Source organism: Streptomyces sp. NPDC025618, from assembly GCF_055558795.1.
Genome location: NZ_JBVHLW010000011.1, coordinates 60611 through 78876, shown reverse-complemented (window position 1 = coordinate 78876; position 18266 = coordinate 60611). Strand labels below are relative to the sequence as shown.

The 18266-nt window shown below is 67.7% G+C and carries 16 protein-coding genes and 1 pseudogene; 10 read left to right on the top strand and 7 right to left on the bottom strand.

The features are described from left to right. From ACZ4A5_RS13185 to ACZ4A5_RS13175, 3 genes are all read right to left on the bottom strand, one after another. A partial coding sequence (locus tag ACZ4A5_RS13185) for a GDSL-type esterase/lipase family protein (RefSeq protein ID WP_467582093.1) occupies positions 1-1079 on the bottom strand: 1079 nt, incomplete at its 3' end. A 218-nt stretch (positions 1080-1297) separates the two neighbouring features. Next, entirely contained in the window at positions 1298-2905 is a 1608-nt protein-coding gene (locus ACZ4A5_RS13180) for a S1 family peptidase (protein WP_467582091.1), read from the bottom strand. Between the two features lie 147 nt (positions 2906-3052). Continuing rightward, positions 3053-3490: a hypothetical protein gene (locus tag ACZ4A5_RS13175; RefSeq protein WP_467582089.1), complete on the bottom strand. Its 438-nt coding sequence runs from the start codon at positions 3488-3490 to the stop codon at positions 3053-3055. Between the two features lie 447 nt (positions 3491-3937). On the opposite strand from ACZ4A5_RS13175, the gene ACZ4A5_RS13170 reads away from it, so the two are divergent. The 3 genes from ACZ4A5_RS13170 (at position 3938) to ACZ4A5_RS13160 (ending at position 8928) form a co-directional block, all read left to right on the top strand. Further along, a complete protein-coding gene (locus ACZ4A5_RS13170) occupies positions 3938-7918 on the top strand; it encodes a polymorphic toxin-type HINT domain-containing protein (RefSeq protein WP_467582087.1) in 3981 nt (1326 codons plus the stop codon). Beyond that, positions 7915-8295, top strand: coding sequence for a hypothetical protein (locus tag ACZ4A5_RS13165; RefSeq protein ID WP_398867734.1), 381 nt, complete (start codon positions 7915-7917; stop codon positions 8293-8295). The genes ACZ4A5_RS13170 and ACZ4A5_RS13165 overlap by 4 nt, the downstream gene beginning before the upstream one ends. Before the next feature lie 321 nt (positions 8296-8616). Next, on the top strand, positions 8617-8928 hold the full coding sequence (locus tag ACZ4A5_RS13160) for an Imm32 family immunity protein (protein ID WP_398867732.1): 312 nt from the start codon (positions 8617-8619) through the stop codon (positions 8926-8928). Here the strand turns inward: ACZ4A5_RS13160 and ACZ4A5_RS13155 are convergent. From ACZ4A5_RS13155 to ACZ4A5_RS13140, 4 genes are all read right to left on the bottom strand, one after another. Continuing rightward, on the bottom strand, positions 8912-8971 hold the full coding sequence (locus ACZ4A5_RS13155; RefSeq protein ID WP_398867957.1) for a DUF397 domain-containing protein: 60 nt from the start codon (positions 8969-8971) through the stop codon (positions 8912-8914). The genes ACZ4A5_RS13160 and ACZ4A5_RS13155 overlap by 17 nt on opposite strands. 58 nt (positions 8972-9029) lie before the next feature. After that, entirely contained in the window at positions 9030-9623 is a 594-nt protein-coding gene (locus tag ACZ4A5_RS13150; protein WP_467582085.1) for an ALF repeat-containing protein, read from the bottom strand. 172 nt (positions 9624-9795) lie between these two features. Beyond that, complete coding sequence (locus ACZ4A5_RS13145; RefSeq protein ID WP_467582083.1) at positions 9796-10476, bottom strand: DUF6875 domain-containing protein; 681 nt, start codon at positions 10474-10476, stop codon at positions 9796-9798. A 131-nt stretch (positions 10477-10607) separates the two neighbouring features. After that, positions 10608-11237, bottom strand: coding sequence for a LysE family translocator (locus ACZ4A5_RS13140; protein WP_467582081.1), 630 nt, complete (start codon positions 11235-11237; stop codon positions 10608-10610). 281 nt (positions 11238-11518) lie between these two features. On the opposite strand from ACZ4A5_RS13140, the gene ACZ4A5_RS13135 reads away from it, so the two are divergent. From ACZ4A5_RS13135 to ACZ4A5_RS13105, 7 genes and pseudogenes are all read left to right on the top strand, one after another. After that, the gene (locus tag ACZ4A5_RS13135; RefSeq protein WP_467582224.1) at positions 11519-12238 is read left to right on the top strand and encodes a GntR family transcriptional regulator; all 720 of its coding nucleotides are present in this window, start codon (positions 11519-11521) and stop codon (positions 12236-12238) included. Positions 12239-12453: 215 nt separating this feature from the next. After that, positions 12454-13464 carry a sugar ABC transporter substrate-binding protein gene (locus tag ACZ4A5_RS13130; protein ID WP_467582079.1) on the top strand — a complete coding sequence of 337 codons (1011 nt, stop codon included), beginning with the start codon at positions 12454-12456 and terminating at the stop codon, positions 13462-13464. Then, positions 13461-14498: an ABC transporter permease gene (locus ACZ4A5_RS13125; protein WP_467582077.1), complete on the top strand. Its 1038-nt coding sequence runs from the start codon at positions 13461-13463 to the stop codon at positions 14496-14498. The genes ACZ4A5_RS13130 and ACZ4A5_RS13125 overlap by 4 nt, the downstream gene beginning before the upstream one ends. Further along, positions 14499-15287 carry an ATP-binding cassette domain-containing protein gene (locus ACZ4A5_RS13120; protein WP_467582075.1) on the top strand — a complete coding sequence of 263 codons (789 nt, stop codon included), beginning with the start codon at positions 14499-14501 and terminating at the stop codon, positions 15285-15287. Between the two features lie 195 nt (positions 15288-15482). After that, positions 15483-16601, top strand: a complete 1119-nt coding sequence (locus tag ACZ4A5_RS13115; RefSeq protein WP_366007605.1) for an ROK family glucokinase — start codon at positions 15483-15485, stop codon at positions 16599-16601. Continuing rightward, positions 16598-17167, top strand: a complete 570-nt coding sequence (locus ACZ4A5_RS13110; protein ID WP_467582073.1) for a hypothetical protein — start codon at positions 16598-16600, stop codon at positions 17165-17167. Before ACZ4A5_RS13115 ends, ACZ4A5_RS13110 begins: the two co-directional genes overlap by 4 nt. A 36-nt stretch (positions 17168-17203) precedes the next feature. Next, positions 17204-18061 (top strand): annotated as a pseudogene (locus tag ACZ4A5_RS13105) (alpha/beta fold hydrolase); the annotation flags it as partial. Positions 18062-18266 lie beyond the last annotated feature (205 nt).

Sequence of the window (18266 nt, the reverse complement as noted above, 5' to 3'; positions counted from 1 at the left end):
CCGCCGTGTCCGGTGCCGCCGTTGTTGATCCAGGCGTTGACGACGCCGTCGTCGTGGAGGACGAGGTAGTCGGCTTTGCCGTCGCCGTTGATGTCGGCGAAGCGGATTTTGTCGGCGGGTTCGCCGACGCCGGTGGCGAAGGTGCCTTGTTCGGTCCAGCCGCCGTGTCCGGTGCCGCCGTTGTTGATCCAGGCGTTGACGACGCCGTCGTCGTGGAGGACGAGGTAGTCGGCTTTGCCGTCGCCGTTGATGTCGACTCGGTAATCGCCAAGAAGAGGTTTGGACTTGATGTCCACGTGTTGCCGGACCCAGCCGTCGGCGGCCGCACGCTCGAGGCCGCCGTAGAAGGCGTCCGCCATCTTGACGTAACCGCTGTCCTTGGGATGCAGATCGTCGGAGAGGTCTCGTGTGGTGACCGCACCCATGTCCACGTATCCCACGTGGAAGCCCTTGCTCCGCCGATCTGCCACCAATTGCGGCACCACGGAGTTGAATTGCTCGATGCGTCTCTGGGTACCGGCGTCCGACGAGGGGACCAGCGAAGAGACCAGCACCGTCATGTCGGGAGCGGCCTTCGTGATCTTGTCTATGAGCTCGCCGAGCCGGTGAGGAGCCGTGTCCACCTGGTAGTTGTCGTGCATGTCGTTGGTGCCTATGTGCAGCAGCACCACATTCGGCTTCGCTGCCGACAGCCATTTGCCGATGTTGTCGGACAGCCCACCGATCTTCCAGCCCCAGTGACCTTCGTGATCGGGGTCGGGAAGCTTGCCGTTCCGTTGAGTACCCACGAAATCGAGATTGTCCGTGTGGGGGACCAACCGGTTCCATAGTTCGGCACGGTAGCCGGACCCATTCGAGCTACCGGCGCCATGGGTGATCGAGTCGCCCAGGGGCATCACCGCGAGCCGCGGCACCTTCCAGTTCTTGGCTACGACTGCCGGTGCGACCACAGGAGCCGGCTGCTGACCGCTACTCGCGGATTCCTGATCCCCGCGGGCGGACGCGGACTGCGCGCCGTCGGAGAGGACACCGACAGCCAACATTCCGGCCGTCACGGCCAAGGTCAGTGTGCGGGTCACGAGTCCCGTCGACGTACGTGATCGCGTCGCCTGCCTCAGCACGCGCCGCCTGCCGGAGCGCCATGCAGCGCTCCGGGCATGAGGACTTCTCTTCAAGACAATGGCTTTCTGTCACAGATTTTCTGAGGCAGCCCCATGGGCCACCGACGCTTCGGCATCACGGACCGGCGGGGCACGCCGCGATCCGATCGCGACGAGCCCCGCACCTTTGCTGCCGATCAGGGCTGCTTGAGGAGGTCCTTCTCGCCATGGGTACCGGCCGCGTCCACGGCGGGGTACAGGCTGAGATTGCCGTCGGACCACCGGACGAGCACGTCGTTGGGCCGAGCGTTGGCAGCGAAGGCACCGGCCGTCACCGACAGGGTGTTCTGCCAGGCGGACTTGTCACCGCGGATCTGGATCTCGTCGCGGAACGCCTTGGCCGGGTCGGAGTTGACGCCCGGGAAGATGCTGGCCGAGCCATTGACCCAGCGGACCAGCAGATCGGCGGTTCCCTTGCCGGTGAATTCCCCAGCGCTGATCTGCTCGATGTAGGTTCCGGCCTGCATCGCCTTCTGGAGCTGCTTCTCCTGCTTGAGCCCGTTGGTGCCGAGGTCGGTGAAGAGCGATATGGAGCCGTCGACCCAGACGACGAGCAGGTCGTCACGCTGGGAGTTGGCGGTGAACTTGCCGACCGTCATGAGCTTGGCGTACTTCACCCAGGTGTCATTGGCGGGCCTGAGCTGTTCTTCCTTGCTGAAACCGCTCAAGCCGACGTGGGAGAACCACGTCACCTCTCCGTTGCGCCAGCGGACGACCAGGCCGTCGGTACCACTGCCGGTGAAGTTGCCACCTGCTACGGACACGGCGTACTGCCAGCCGCCTCCGCCGACCTTGTACTCGGCGGAGAAGGGGTAATCCGGGTCGTTGCGGTCGGCGCCCTGGAAGATGCTGGCCGAGCCGTCCTTCCAGGTGACAAACAGATCCATGTGCCGACTGCCGCCGGGAGAACCGCCGGTGAAGTAGCCCGGCACCACATGCTGCGCGTCTTTCCAGGCCTTCCCGCGGAGCAGGTCGCGAGAGCTGACCTGCTGGATCCAGCCAGCGATGTCGTCGACGCGGGTGTCGATGGCGCCGGTACGGGTTTCCTTCTCATCGGCGCCGAGACAACCACCCTGCCATGAGCGGCTGTTGATGCCGACCAGCTCAAAGCGGCCGTTCATGTTCCGGAAAGCGGGGCCGCCGGTGTCGCCCTGGCAGACCGCCGCGCCGTCGGACTTGCCGACGAGACCGACCGTGGCGTCCTTCACGGCGCCCACGGTGAACTTCGCGTAGTGCAGACGGTCAGGTACCCATTCGTCCTTGGTGCGCCCGTATCCTGTGACCCACAGGTCCTCACCGTTCACCGGGGTGTTGAAACCGAGGCTCGCGGGAGCGACGCCGGCGACCGGCGCGGACAGCTTGGCCATCACCAGGTCACGGTCGTCGCGGGGGACGAGCTCCACGACGTCCGCCACGCTGCCGGTCTCCCGGGTCAGGTCGGAGCGACCGATGGTGGCCGTCGTCTTCAGCTTGGGCGCGCCGGCCGGGACCTTGAGGCTCTGAGCGGGGTTGTCGGCGAAGCAACTCGCGGCAGTGACCAGCCACTGCGGCGCCACGAGCGCGGCCGAGCAACTGCGCTGGCCGTCGATCTGGCTGCCGATGTCGAGCTTGGCCGTGAAGGCGAACGAGTCGTTGACGCTCTGACCCACGACGGCATGCGCGGGGGCGGCCGTCAGTGCGCTCGCGGTAACGGCAGTTAAGAGCAGTCCTGTGAGCCACGCTGTGCGCGGATGTCTGCCAGACATGTGGTTATTCCTTGGTGGTGAGGCATGGCTCTGCCACTGGATGGGCCGAGCAGAAGTGGAAGCGGTAATTCGGATTCGGTACGGCGGCACGCGGTCATCGTGGGTTTCCACCACGTCCGATGAGGTGCCTCAGGCGGTATCCGCCCGTCATCCGGTGACGCGGAGCTCCAGCAGGACAGCCTGCTTGCGAGTGTCGCCTGCTTCGCCGAACGCCGTGTAGTCATTCTTGGGCGCGCTGACGGTCGACTCCTTGCCGTCCAGGGTGACCTTGGCCTCGACGGGGTGGTCCTCGGTCACGATGGCGTAGGCATCGGCAAGCTCAAGGGAGAGATAGCCCTGCTTGCCCTTGACCGCGAAGCAGAACTCCTTCTGGCCGGTCCGGGACCTGACCTTGATGTCATGGGCGGCCGCACAGTCGGTGAGTGAGATGTGCCCATCGCCCTTGAACAGCTTGATGCCTCGCTCATTGAGGATCTTCGCCGCCTCGGGGTACTCGAACTTCTCGACGGCGAACGGCATCTCTTCGTCGTCGGCCGCGACGGCGACCTTTGTCGGCGCGCTCTGTGGAGCGGTCGTCTGAGCCACTGACGAGGTGGTGAACCCTACGAGCAGAGCGATCGTCGCGACAGTGGTGGTAACTAGGGCTTTTCGGGCGCGAGGTATTGCCACGTTCGCCTTCCGGCTCAAGAGGGTGGGGCTGGCGTGACGCCCCGGGATGTCCGCCAGTAAAGCATATGTATGATGCTCGCAAACACACCCTCAGTTAGAGCCGTGTCACGGGTAGTTGCGGCATTTCGGGGCGATGGGGTACAGCACGTCACGCTCTGGAATCATGCCTGCTCTCTGCGCGGCCCGGGCTGTGTGTAGTCGCACCACCTGATCCCGGAGTGCGGCTTGCTGCGGTCCGGGCCGAGTAGAGAGATGGCCTGAATGAGACGGCGATTGCGTTCCGTTGGTGGAGCGCTGCAGAACCCCAGAAGCAGACAGAGGAGAGCAGGGCGGTTATTCGGGTTGCGCGGGGTATGCGCGACGTTGCTCCCTGCGACGCTCGTTGTCGGCCTCCTTGGCGGCTCCCCGGCAGCTGCGGCCGACGGTCCGGACGACTCGCAATGGCGGAGCCAGTGGGATCGCGGGCTGGTGGTCAACCTATGGACAACCGGTGGCCCTGGCATCAAGAGGGCGGCCGAGGAGGCGCTGCTGGGCTCGGACGAGGACATCAAGAAGTTCCTCGCCGCCAGGGACGAGATCCAGAACGACGATGACGCCATCGATGTCAGCCGCGTCTTCAACGTGGGCGGGCTGGCGGTCCGACAGGCAGCCAGAAAGGCCCTGGAAGGTACTCCGGAGGACCTTCGCACGTTCTTGAAGGATGGCTGGAAGGCTCCGCTCGAGGACGACCAGCGTGTCGAAGCCTCCCGTGTCATCTACTACGGGGGGTACGGGGTCAAAGAGGCGGGCAAGGCGGCCCTGAACGGCACCCCGGCCGATGTCGCCAAGTTCCTTGATGTCGGCCAGTACGAAGTGCGTGAGACGGACAACAACGTCCTCGTCTCGCAGATCATCAATGCGGGCGGCCCGAATGTGAAGGCAGCGGGCAAGCTCGCGCTCAAGGGCACCCCAGACGATGTGGTGGAGTTCCTTGAAGTCGGTCAGTTCACTGCCCGCAATCGCGACCAGGAACACGCCTCCATCGCGGAGCTCACCAAGCAGGCCGAGCAAGCGGGCTTGCAGGCCGAGCAGGCGACAGAAAATTCTCAGAAGGCGTCCGCTCGCGCGGTGACGGCCTCGCAACTGGCCAAGGAGTCCGCGCAGAAGGCGGCCAAGGAAACCCAGGCGGCCAAGGACGACTCCAAGAGGGCCGCTGTCAAGGCCCAGCAGGCAGCGGATGCGGCACGGTCCGCTGCCAGTGCGGCCCAAGAAGCAATCGGCGCTGCAGACGCCGCCGAGCGCTCCGCTCGCGTTGCAGCTCTCGCTGCTGCCCAGACCGCGAGCGCCGCCGATGCCGCCGCCGAGGCTGCGACTCAGGCATATAACGCCGCCATTGCCGCAGGTAAGGACGCGGGCAAGGCGGAGGACGCCAAGAACTTCGCGAAGCAGGCGCGCGAGGCGGCTGGGCTCGCGAAGAAGTCTGCAGCAGCTGCGGATCAGGCACGCAAGGCGTCATCGGCCGCTGGGGACGCAGCAAGGGCGGCGCAGAGCGCCGGCGTCAATGCCAATGCCGCAGCCGATGCTGCTGACGAGGCGAACCAGTACGCCGACGCTGCTGGTGTCCACTCGGGCGAGGCGCAGGCGGCTGCTGCGGAAACCCGTCGTCACGCACGGGAGGCCAACCGCGCTGCGGACGCTGCGGAGTCGCTGGCCCGCAAGTCGGCCGACGCCGCTGGGGAGGCCCGGGACGCGGCCAACTCGGCTGCCGACCACGCCAACAAAGCTGCAGACGCTGCCGAGGAAGCAGCCAAGCACGCGGGCGAGGCCAAGGATGCGGCCGCAGAGTCCGCCAAACAGGCCGAAGCGGCCAGGCAGGCCGCCGAAGCGGCGAGCAAGGCAGTAGCCACCGCCAAGAAGGTGTTCGCGATCGCCCGGGATGTCGAGGCGGAAGACCTCGCCACCCGTACCGCGGCCGCAATCGAACGCGCCAAATCCGCGAAGGCACGAGCGGAGAAGTTCACATCCGAGGCTGCGGCCCAAGTGGTGGAGGCCAGGAAGCTGGACGACACTTCCAAGGTTCTCACCGCGGAAGCAGCCAAGCCCGGTGTCGATGTCAAGGCGACCGCAGCCAAGGGCCGTGACCTTGCCCTGCGGGCCCTGAAAACGCGTGGCCCTTTCGGCCAAGCGGCCGCCGCCCGGGCCCTGTCCGGTGCTGACAGCGACGTCATGGAGTACCTGCGCAGCGGCTGGGAGCAGGCAAGCCAGGACGAGATCCGCCAACAGGTCGTCGACCTGTCGGTCCAGAGCCCCTACGCATCTGTCCGTACCGCAGCCCAGGAGGCGCTCAGGGGCAGTGACCAGCAGATCAGGGACTTCTACGCCACCGGCCAGTACACGGCCGGGGTTACGGACTACAGCGTCCGCGTCTCCCAGATCAACAACGCCGGCGGGCCAGGTGTGAAGACGGCGTCCAAGGCCGCTCTCGCCAGCAAGGACCCCAAAGACCTGGTCGCCTTCATCACCAACGGTCAGTACCAAGCACAGAATGACGACGAACTGGTCCTGGCCTCCAGGCTCGTCAATGACGGCGGCCCGGAAGTAAAAGCTGCTGCCAAGGTGGCCCTGTCCGGCCCTGCAGACCAGTTGCACAGCTTCATCCAGGTTGGCCAGTACATGGCTGACCGGAAGGACCAACTCGCCGCCACCCATATTGCCCAGCTCCAGCTCCTGATCGCCCAAGGCTCCCAGATCGAGGCGAAGGCACAGGAGAATCGCTGGACCGCGGCCAGGGCCGCAGCCGTCGCCCAGGGCGCCTCCGCCGAGGCCCAGAAGGCAGCAAACGAGGCCCAGAAATCAGCGGACCAGGCCAAGGGATACGCCGCCGATGCCGCCGAGTCCGCCCGCCAGGCTGAGTCTTCCGCAGCCAGGGCAGCGAAATCCGCCACCACGGCGCGCAACGCCGCCGACGCAGCCGACCGTGACGCTGACGATGCCACGGCTTCTGCAGCCCAGGCGGAATTCTCCGCTACTTATGCCCGGCAATCGGCCAGTGAGGCAGCTGCGTCCGCAGACGACGCTCGCGCCTCTGCTCGGGACGCAGGTAGGAGCTCCGACGAAGCGAAATCCCTTGCATCCCAGGCATGGAAGGACGTGCTGAAGAAGCGTCAGGCCGAGCAGGCAGAAGCGCAGCGCCTGGCCGAACAGCAGCGTAAGGAGAAGGAGAGGAAGGACAAAGAGAAGAGGAAGTGCCACACGACTCCTGACCGTCCCGGGAACGAGTTGAGCGGCATGGCATGCATGCGCGGACCGGGCGAATGGACCATGGACACCGACCCGCCCGACCTTTCCGTGCTGAAGCTCGCTGCCTTCGTATGGGGAGTGGACGATGTGGCGGCGGACTGCATAAAGGATCCCTCGGCAGGCAAATGTGCCGTGTCCATCTTCCTGGCTCTGCCCACCGACAGGCTCGCGGGATGGACCGAGAAGGGAGTCGAAGGCGCGATCAGGATGTCGTGGGTAGGGAAAAGAGCCGAGAAGTGCCTTAAGTGCTTTCTCGCCGGCACCAAGGTGCTCATGGCAGACAACTCGACAAAGAATATCGAGTCCGTCAGGGTCGGCGATCTGGTGACTGCCACGGATCCCGTCAGCGGCGAGACGGGTCAGCGCAAGGTGACCGATCTCATCGTCACCGAGCATGACAAGCTCTTCAACGAGCTGACCATAGCGACTCCGCAAGGCGCGGAGAGGCTCACGGCCACTCATGAGCACCCCTTCTGGTCTCCGTCGGAGCGAGATTGGGTCGAGGCTGCCAAGCTTCGTCCCGGAATGACCCTCAGGACTGTCGACGGAAGCGCCGTCAAAATCGAAGGCAACCGACCCTTCGCGAAGACCGCCAGGACCTACAACCTGACCGTTGACGGTCTGCACACGTACTATGTGCTGGCAGGCACCACGCCGGTCTTGGTCCACAACAGTAATTGCGGGCCAGACCTCGGTGGCAACTGGACGCCTCGCACGAAGTCGGCAATTAACGGCGTCGCTGACTGTGACCAGTGTGCTCTCGATATTCAGAAAATGCTCGGGGGCGGTGACATCTACCAAGTCGCTGGTCGATTCCATGGCGCCCGACCATACGTGTACCGTGGTGTCGAGACCAACTGGCCTCAGCATTATGTTGTCATCAAGGATGGAAGGGCATTTGACGCCTGGACCGGCAGAGGCGGGGAATCAATCGAGGACTATATGAAGAACTTTGCAGACCCGAAGATTCCTGGCGACGATGCAAATGAGATCCTTAAGCTGACTCCAGGGACTCTGACGCCAAATCCAGATAGCGGTGGCCTCACCTGGAGGCCCAACTCATGACGGCCGAGATGCTGCCAGTCGAACTGCTTCTGAGAAACCTCAAGCTCAGGCCGTCGATGTTCTTTCTGGACGGCTCGTTCGCGCAATATGTTGCATTCCTTTCAGGGTGCGACGTTAACTCAGAGGTTACGGAGGGCCCTCTTCTTGACGGGTTCGCCGAGTGGATCGCAGCAGATATGAGAAGCGGCGACAACTTGACTTGGCCGGTTCTCGTTCTCCGATCCATCTGGCCGGACTGGAGTGGTTCTGTATCGGACTGGAGTGATCTGGATGCGATTTTCGAGAAGCGTGCGGTTCGAGCTCTCTTCGATCTGCTAGCCACCTTCAAGGGAGTCGACCCAGCTGTTCTCGATCCCGCGGACGATGGAGCGCCGTGACGGCCTAGTTTTTCTCGACGGTGTTATCGCTCAAACTTGTCGATAGGAGCCGTCGGTCAAACGGGATCCCAAGCCAGAAGCCCCACTGACGACCCTTCAGTGGGGCTTCGTGGAACACGCGCTGATCCGCGCTCGCGAATTCTCCGCTTGCATAGCGTGGTTGGATTTCCTCAGCATCAACGCCCCGGTGGTACGGGCATACCGCCGCCTGGGCTTCACGCTGTGCGGGCTGGGGGGCGCTGTTTATGAGCTGGCGCATTTGTTGGTGAGGGCCCCGTCGCCGGGCGGGTCGAACCGAAGGTTCCAGGAGGAGCAGCAACGATGGATCGCGTGATCGACATTCCGGAACGGCGGGTCGGTGAAGGGTTGCGTTTCGTCTGGGACGACGGTTTTGAGATCGAGGTGAGGGCCGACGAGGCGGAGGTCGTCATCAAGGCCAACCAGGCCGGATTGACCTCCCTGGCACGTCACTTGGTGACTCTTGCCCAGGAAGGTGTAGGCGTGGGTTCCCATGTTCACCTGACGTCGGGCCAAGAGATCGAGTCCGACCTTGACCTTGTTCTTGAGCGGATGGGGGGAGGATCTCATCTGCGAGTCTCGGCAAGGGGCATGAACCCTACGCAATGGCCTTGACGCCAGTGAGGAAATCCGCCCACGCGGTCGGGGTGAAGGTCAGGGCCTGGCCGTGAGCGTCCTTGCTGAGCGCTCCAGCGCTGCGCCAAGCGGCTGGAGCGTCAGGCTCGCGGCCCCTTGTCCTTGGTGCGGGCTATGTACTGGCCGGTCTTGATGAACGCCGCGCGGTCCTCGGGCGTGCCCTCCAGTGCGGCAATGCCCGCGGCTCTGACGTGAGGGCCTCCCGAGTCCATGATTTGCGCGATGAGGACAGAGTTGTCGGAGTCCCGGGCTGTGTACTGGCCGGTCTTGAGGAACGTGACGCGGTCTTCGGGTGTGCCCTTCAGTGCGGCCATACCCATCTCCCTGACCTTGCGTCCGCCCTCGTCGATGATCCGAGAGATGAGGATTTTGTTGTCCTTGTCCTGCGCTTCGTACTGCCCCTTCTCCAAGAAGGCCCGCATCGCCGCCGGGCCGCCGGCGATGGCTGCCTTGCCGTCGTCGCTCACGACGGAACCCGGCTCCGCGGCACCGATGATGCGCAGGATCTCGGCACGGTCCTTCTCGGCCTGCTGGTCGTTGTCCGCAGGCTTCTCGGTCGGTGGCTGGACGGGAGAGCTGTGGGCGGAGCGGGCCGGTGCTGCGGAATCCGCGAACGCCGGTGAGGCGAGCAGGACGGTCGGAGCGATAGCGGCGGCGGCGATCAGCGCGGGCATTCTGGACAGTTTCAAGGCAACAGTCACCCTTCATGGTGCAGATGTTGTTTACGTCGGTTGACTGTATGAGCCCTACGCACCGTGATCCACGGGTTTGATCCGGCCAACTGACGGGTTCTCGTTGGCCGGACCCGAGGAGCCCGGGGAGGCGGTGTCGAGTCGGCGATTGCTGTCAGTCCCGCGACGGACCCCGCCCCATCTCCCCCCGCGCCAAATCCAGTTCCTCCCGCGCCCTCTCCCGCGTAGCCACGCTCGCGGACTTCTGGTGTTCCAGGAACGCCGCCACAAACCCCGCCCTCCGCGCCGCCGGATACCGCTTTTCCGTCAGGAACGGGAGGTCGTTCGCGACCATGCTGCGCGCGACCAGCAGGGGAGTGTCGCTGTGCAGCGGGCGGAACGCCGGGTTGCGCAGGCCCGGGCCCGGGTGGCCCGGGAAGAATTCGCCGAGCATCATGCCGTCCGCCACGAACTCCGGCTTGAGGCGGTCGTGGACGCGGACCACCGTGTCCGCCGGCACGTCGGGCAGCACCAGGATGATCGTCTTGTCGATCGTGTGCGGGCCGGTGCGCGGTTCCATCGCCTGCCAGTGCGTCTTGAGCGCGGCCGTGGCCGCCAGCAGGGACGGTTCATCGGTCGCGGGCGGCACGGCGAGGGCGAAGCGGAGCAGGTTCAGCCGCAGGGCCAGTGGGACGAAAGGGCAGACGGCTCCGCGGCGGCCGAGGTCCGGGTGCGGGCGGGCGACGTGGCCGGAGACCCAGTCGGCCACGGGGCGGAGGTGGTCGTGGGCGGCCGCCTCCCGTTGGTCGTACAGCCGTAGAAGTGCCGGAGCGACGTACGCGTATCGGTGGTTCATGATGCGGTTCCCCCGGTTGTGTCGTGGTGCCTCTGCAGACAGAAACGGGCCGGAGTGGTGGCGCGGTTGAGCAGGAGGGCGAAAGTCGCACGGCCGTGCCGGTGACGCACCCTTATTCGTGGCCACGGTGACTACGTCACCAGCGCGGATCCGAACTCGACGAGCAGTAAGGCGGAGGCCGCCAGCAGCAGTACGCCGGAGCCGCCGAGGAGCAGCCGGTAGCCGCGCGTCCGGATGCGGTGGCGGGCGCGGGCCACGATCAGGGCGAGCGCCGCCTTGCTGCCGACGAGCAGGGCGTAGAAACCGAGGAGGAAGCCGCCCGCGCCCGGCGGGCTGTCCCGCCACGCGGCCACCAGCAGCGGCGCCCCGGTCGTCAGCCAGAACACCCAGGGGTGCGGGCTCAGCAGATTGACCAGCACCCCCTGCCACAGCGTCCGCCGCCCCTCGGCGCGGACCGCGGTGGCCTCGCGCGCGGCCGGGACCTCCGCGGTGCGGGACTCGCGCAGCGTCGAGGCGCCCAGCCAGGCCAGGAACAGGCCGCCGACCACGCCACCGGCGGAGATCGCCCGCTCCGGCAGCATCGCCAGCACGGTCACCGAAAGGATGATCACCGGCAGGTCGGTGATCAGTGGCACCGCCGCCACCCGCAGGCCCACACCCAGCCCGCCGCGCAGTGTCCCGGACAGCACCAGGGCGAGCAGCGGACCCGGGCTGATACCCGCGCTGAAGCCCAGCGCCACCCCCAGAGCCAGCTCTTCCATGACCACGCCTTCCTCCGGCGACCGGCCGGGCAGGGCAGGAGCACATGCGAAATCCGCGCATATTCACTGACATCTACGTTGTCTCTGTATCGCACAAGACGCGAGTCGTCGGCGCGGAGTTGACGGCGCGGTCACCCGTAGCGGTAAAGCGGTCACCCGCACCGGTGACGGGGGAGACCGCGTTCCGTCCATGTCAGGACAACCTGACCTCCGAACTTCCCGTCATCCGGTCCCCCGGCTACGCTCCCTTCGTGGCGACCCATCGATCCCTCCAGTTCAGCCTGGACCGCAGCAGCCCCGTACCGCTCTACTACCAGCTGTCGCAGCAGCTCGAAGCGGCCATCGAGCAGGGCGCGCTCGCCCCCGGCAGCCTCCTGGGCAACGAGATCGACCTCGCCGGCAGGCTGGGCCTCTCCCGGCCCACCGTCCGGCAGGCCATCCAGTCGCTGGTGGACAAGGGCCTGCTGGTACGGCGCAGGGGCGTCGGTACGCAGGTGCTGCACAGCCAGGTCAAGCGCCCGCTGGAGCTCAGCAGCCTCTACGACGACCTGGAGGCCGCCGGGCAGCAGCCCGCCACGCGCGTGCTGCGCCATCTGGTCGAGCCGGCGACGGCGCGGGTCGCCGCGGCCCTCGGGGTCGCGGAGGGCACCGAGGTCGTCCTCATCGAGCGGCTGCGCCTCGCGCACGGCGAGCCCATGGCCCACCTGCGCAATCACCTGCCCGTGGGCCTGCTCGACCTCGACGGCGAGAAGCTGGCCGAAACCGGCCTCTACCGCCTGATCCGCGCGGCCGGCATCACCCTGCACAGCGCCCGGCAGACGGTCGGCGCCCGCGCGGCGACCGCCGAGGAGGGGGAGCGGCTCGCCGAGCCGGAAGGGGCGCCGCTGCTGACGATGGAACGGACGACGTACGACGACACCGGGCGCTCGGTGGAATTCGGCTCGCACATCTACCGGGCGTCGCGCTACTCCTTCGACTTCCAGCTGCTGGTCCGCCCCTAGGGGCGGCGAGCGGGTCAGTCCGTCAGAATGTTCGGACAAAGTATTGACGGGGTGTGGCGTCCGCCACTAGAACTCACCCACGGGCGGCAGCCCCGCGCGGTCCCGCCGAAACCCCGGCGGACGGCGGTGACGGATGGTGACGGATACTTGGGCGGTTGGGCCCGCAGGACGGGGTCCGGCCGCACCGTGAAAGACAGTGAGAAGGGCATCTCCTCGTGGCAAGGGTTCGGACAGGCGTACGCGCGGTGAGCGCCGTGCTGGCAGCGGTGCTCGGCGCCACCTTGGCGGGGTGCAGCAGTACGGGCGGAAAGCGCGCCGAGGAGCGGGCCGCGAAGGCGTCCCAGGGGAAGGCCAATGTCTCCACGCCCCGCTGGACCTTCGCGATGGTCACCCACTCGGGCGATGGCGACACCTTCTGGGACATCGTCCAGAGCGGCGCCAAGCAGGCGGCGGCCAAGGACAACATCAACTTCCTCTACGCCCACGACGTCGAGGGGAACAAGCAGGCCCAGGACGTGCAGGCCATGATCGACCAGAAGGTCGACGGCCTGATCGTCACCCTCGCCAAGCCCGACGCCATGAAGGACGTCGTCGCCAAGGCGGTGAAGGCCGGCATCCCGGTGATCACCGTGAACTCGGGCTCCGAGCAGTCCAAGGACTTCGGGGCGCTCACCCACGTGGGCCAGGACGAGACCATCGCGGGCGAGGCCGTCGGCGACGAGCTCAACAAGCGCGGTAAGAAGAAGGCGGTCTGCGTCCTGCACGAGCAGGGCAACGTCGGCCACGAGCAGCGCTGCGCGGGCGTGAAGAAGTCCTTCAAGGGTGACGTGCAGAACCTCTACGTCGAGGGCACGAACATGCCCAACGTGCAGTCCTCCATCGAGGCCAAGCTCCAGTCCGACAAGGACATCGACACCGTCGTCACGCTCGGTGCGCCCTTCGCCCCCACCGCGGTCAAGGCCGCCCAGCAGGCCGGCAGCAAGGCCGAGGTCGACACCTTCGACCTCAACCCCCAGGTCGCCAAGGACCTGCAGAGCGGCGCGCTCGGCTTCGCCGTCGACCAGGACCCGTACCTCCAGGGCTACGAGGCCGTGGACCTGCTCTGGCTCTACAAGTACAACCGCGACATGCTCGGCGGCGGCCGCCCCGTCCTCACCGGCCCGCAGATCATCACCAAGGACGACGCCAAGGCCCTGGCCGAGTTCGCGAAGCGGGGCACCCGATGAGTACAGCCACCACCGAGCGGACCGACGAACGGCTGGTGCGCCAGAGCTACCTGCGCCGCATGATGGGACGCCCCGAGCTCGGCTCGGTCGTCGGCGCGGCCGCCGTCTTCCTCTTCTTCTCGTTCGTCGCCGACAGCTTCCTCCAGCCGTCCAGCCTCTCCACCGTGCTCTACGCGTCCTCGACGATCGGGATCATGGCGGTGCCGGTGGCGCTGCTGATGATCGGCGGCGAGTTCGACCTGTCGACCGGTGTGATGGTGACCAGCTCCGCGCTGATCTCCTCGATGTTCAGCTATCAGATGACGGCCAACGTCTGGGTCGGCGTCGGGGTCTCCCTGCTGGCCACCCTGGCCATCGGCTTCTTCAACGGCTTCATGCTGACCCGCACCAAGCTGCCCAGCTTCATCATCACGCTCGGCACCTTCCTGATGCTCACGGGCCTCAACCTGGGCTTCACCAAGCTCATCAGCGGCACCGTCTCCACCAAGACCATCGGTGACATGGAGGGCTTCGAGTCCGCCCGCGAGGTCTTCGCCTCCCACCTGACGATCGGCGGCGTCGACCTCCAGGTCACCATCCTGTGGTGGCTCGGCCTGGTGGCCCTGGCCACCTGGGTGCTGCTGCGCACCCGCGTCGGCAACTGGATCTTCGCGGTCGGCGGCGGGGCCGACGCGGCCCGCGCGGTCGGCGTCCCCGTCAACAAGACCAAGATCGGCCTGTATATGGCCGTCGCCTTCTGCGCCTGGATCTCCGGCCAGCACCTGCTGATGTCGTACGACGTGGTGCAGTCCGGCGAGGGCGTCGGCAACGAGTTCCTGTACATCATCGCGGCCGTCATCGGCGGCTGCCTGATGACCGGCGGCTACGGCTCGGCCATCGGGTCCGCGGTCGGCGCGTTCATCTTCGGCATGACCAGCAAAGGCATCGTCTACGCCCAGTGGAACCCGGACTGGTTCAAGTTCTTCCTGGGCGCCATGCTGCTGCTGGCGACGCTGCTGAACGCGTGGGTCCGTAAGCGTGCGGAGGCGAAATAAGTGACCGCTCTGGTCGAGCTGACGGACGTCAGCAAGTTCTACGGGAACATCCGTGCCCTCGAAGGGGTCTCCCTGGAGGTCCACGCGGGCGAGATCACCTGTGTCCTCGGTGACAACGGCGCGGGCAAGTCCACCCTCATCAAGATCATCTCCGGGCTGCACCAGCACGACGCGGGCACCTTCGCCATCGACGGCGAGGAGACCCGCCTGGGCTCGCCCCGCGAGGCCCTGGACCGCGGCATCGCGACCGTCTACCAGGACCTCGCCGTCGTCCCGCTGATGCCGGTCTGGCGGAACTTCTTCCTCGGCTCCGAGCCGACGAAGGGCGTCGGCCCCCTCAAGCGGCTCGACGTCGCGAAGATGCGCGAGACCACCCGGGCGGAGCTGCTGCGCATGGGCATCGACCTGCGCGACGTCGACCAGCCCATCGGCACGCTCTCCGGCGGCGAGCGGCAGTGCGTCGCCATCGCGCGGGCGGTCTACTTCGGGGCGAAGGTCCTGGTCCTGGACGAGCCGACCGCCGCGCTCGGCGTCAAGCAGTCGGGCGTCGTGCTGAAGTACGTGGCCGCCGCGCGCGACGCCGGTCTCGGCGTGGTGCTCATCACGCACAACCCGCACCACGCGTATCTGGTCGGTGACCGGTTCGTCCTGCTCAAGCGCGGGGCGATGGCCGGCAGCCACGCGAAGTCGGAGATCGCCCTGGACGAGCTGACCCGCCAGATGGCGGGCGGCAGCGAGCTCGACGAGCTCAGCCACGAGCTGGAGCGGGCCGCCTCGGGCGAGAAGTGACCCCGGGCCGCCGCCGTCGCGAGGCAGCGGCGGGGGCGGGGCCGGGGGAGCACCCCACGATGCGGTGCCGGACCGCTCCGTGAGGCACAATCGCACCGACCGTATCCGTGAGGCTCCCGCCTCCAGACCAGCGCAGGGACATCGACTCGTGCGAGCACGCCCCCGTACCGCCAGGCCCCACGCAGTGGAGGCACGATGAGCATGTACCGCGAGCTCCACAGAGGTGCGGCCAGAGCGACCGTGCTCCGCACGGTGGGCACCCGCGAGCGCCGTTCGCACCTGACCGCCCCGCGCGTCCCCACCGTCGGCATCGACATCGGCGGCACCAAGGTGATGGCGGGCGTCGTCGACGCCGACGGCACCATCCTGGAGAAGATCCGCACCGAGACGCCGGACAAGTCCAAGAGCCCCAAGGTCGTCGAGGACACCATCACCGAGCTGGTCCTGGACCTCTCCGACCGGCACGACGTGCACGCGGTGGGCATCGGCGCGGCCGGCTGGGTCGACGCCGACCGCAACCGCGTGCTGTTCGCCCCGCACCTGTCCTGGCGCAACGAGCCGCTGCGCGACCGCCTCGCCGGCCGCCTCGCCGTCCCCGTCATGGTCGACAACGACGCCAACACCGCCGCCTGGGCGGAGTGGCGCTTCGGCGCGGGCCGCGGCGAGGACCACCTGGTGATGATCACCCTCGGCACCGGCATCGGCGGCGCCATCCTGGAGGACGGCCAGGTCAAGCGCGGCAAGTACGGGGTCGCCGGCGAATTCGGGCACATGCAGGTCGTGCCCGGCGGCCACCGCTGCCCGTGCGGCAACCGCGGCTGCTGGGAGCAGTACAGCTCCGGCAACGCCCTCGTCCGCGAGGCCCGTGAGCTGGCCGCCGCCGAGTCCCCCGTCGCGTACGGCATCATCGACCGCGTCGGCGGCAACATCCACGAGATCACCGGACCGCTCATCACCGAGCTGGCCCGCTCCGGCGACGCCATGTGCGTCGAGCTGCTCCAGGACATCGGCCAGTGGCTGGGCGTGGGTATCGCCAACCTCGCCGCCGCCCTCGACCCCTCCTGCTTCGTCATCGGCGGTGGCGTCAGCGCCGCCGACGACCTGCTCATCGGCCCCGCCCGGGACGCCTTCCGCCGCCACCTGACCGGCCGCGGCTACCGCCCCGAGGCCCGCATCGTCAAGGCGCAGCTGGGCCCCGAGGCTGGCATGGTCGGCGCCGCGGACCTGGCCCGGCTCGTCGCCCGCCGCTTCCGCCGCGCCAACCGGCGCCGCGTCGAGCGCTACGAGCGCTACGCGCAGGCGGGCCGCGGGTGACGGCCACCATGGAACTCCCCGAGCGCGCCGCGCGGCAGCCGGAGCCGGGCGGCGACCGCCCCCGGCGCCGCTGGCTCAAGGCCGTGATCGTCTTCCTGCTGATCACGATCCCCGCGGGCTACCTCTACATCTCCGCGATGCAGAGCCGCGGCGGCAGCGACTCGAAGAAGGAACAGGCCGCGGCGACCGGCCTGGAGGAGGGCTGGCCGTCCCAGCTCCAGCGCCGCATCTACGAGGTGACGGTGCCGTCGTACGCCGAGAACGTGGCCAGCTACGAGACCAACTCGTGGAAGTCCAGCTCGCTGTTCCTCCAGTTCACCACCACCCGCGCGAAGTTCGCGAAGTGGCTGACGGACGTCGGCACGAGCGCCTCCGCGCTCAAGGACGGCGACGTCACCATCGACGACGACCAGGCGGCCCAGGTCGGCTGGAAGTTCGGCTCCGGCCACCGCTGGGCGGGCACGCTCCGCGAACAGGACAAGCCCAAGCCGACGCTCGCCGTCACGGCGAACCTGGACAACCCGGACTACCCACAGGTCTTCGTCGTCTCGACGACCACCCCTTGACGCCACGACGCCGCTCCGGCGGATAGCGTGGCGCGGGTGAGTGAGAAGCAAATCCTTCAGTACCGGACCGACGGCCCCGAGGACGGGCCCGTACTCGTCCTCGGTCCGTCGCTGGCGACAACGTGGCACATGTGGGACCGGCAGATTCCGGAGCTGACCCGCCACTGGCGTGTCCTCCGCTTCGACCTGCCCGGTCACGGCGGTGCGCCCGCCGAGCCCGCCCCGGTCGTCGGCGACCTCACCGACCGGCTTCTCGCCACGCTCGACGGCCTCGGCGTCGACCGCTTCGGTTACGCGGGCTGTTCCATCGGCGGCGCCATGGGCGCCGATCTCGCCCTGCGGCACCCGCACCGGCTCGCCGCGCTGGCCCTGATCGCCACCTCCGCCCGCTCGGGCACGGCCGACTCCTGGCGGCAGCGCGGCGACACCGTGCGCAACAGCGGCATGGACCCCATCGCCCGGTCGGCGCCGGAGAGCTGGTTCACCCCGAGCTTCGCGGCCGCCCAGCCCGCCATCGTGGACTGGGCCGTGCAGATGGTCAGCACCACCGACCCCCGCTGCTACGTCGCCGCGTGCGACGCGCTGGCCGCCTTCGACGTCCGCGCCGAGCTCGGCCGGATCGGCGTGCCCGCGCTGGTGCTCGTCGGCGCGGAGGACCAGGTGACGCCGCCCGCCGACGCCCGGGTGCTGGTCGCTGGCATCCACGACGCGCGGCTCGCGGTCGTGCCCGGCGCCTCGCACCTCGCGCCGGTGGAGCAGCCCGCGGCCGTCACGGATCTGCTGGTCCGGCACTTCACCACGGCCTGGCAGCTGTCCACCCAGCAGAACCTGGCCCCGGTCGCCGCGCCGATGCCGCAGGCGGCGGCTCCGGCCCCCGCTCCCGGCCCGGCGTTCGGCCACGCTCCGGGCCGGACGGCCGGCCAGGACCACGCGCCGTTCCCGGCCGCGGGCCCCGCCCCGGCGCAGGGTGAGACGCCCGGCCAGGCTCCGGCCCAGGGCCTGAACCCGGACAGGGTCCGCATCCCCGGCAAGGCCCCGGCCCAGGACCTGAACCCGGACACCGTACGGATCGCCCCCCAGGCTCCCGCTCCGGCCCAGG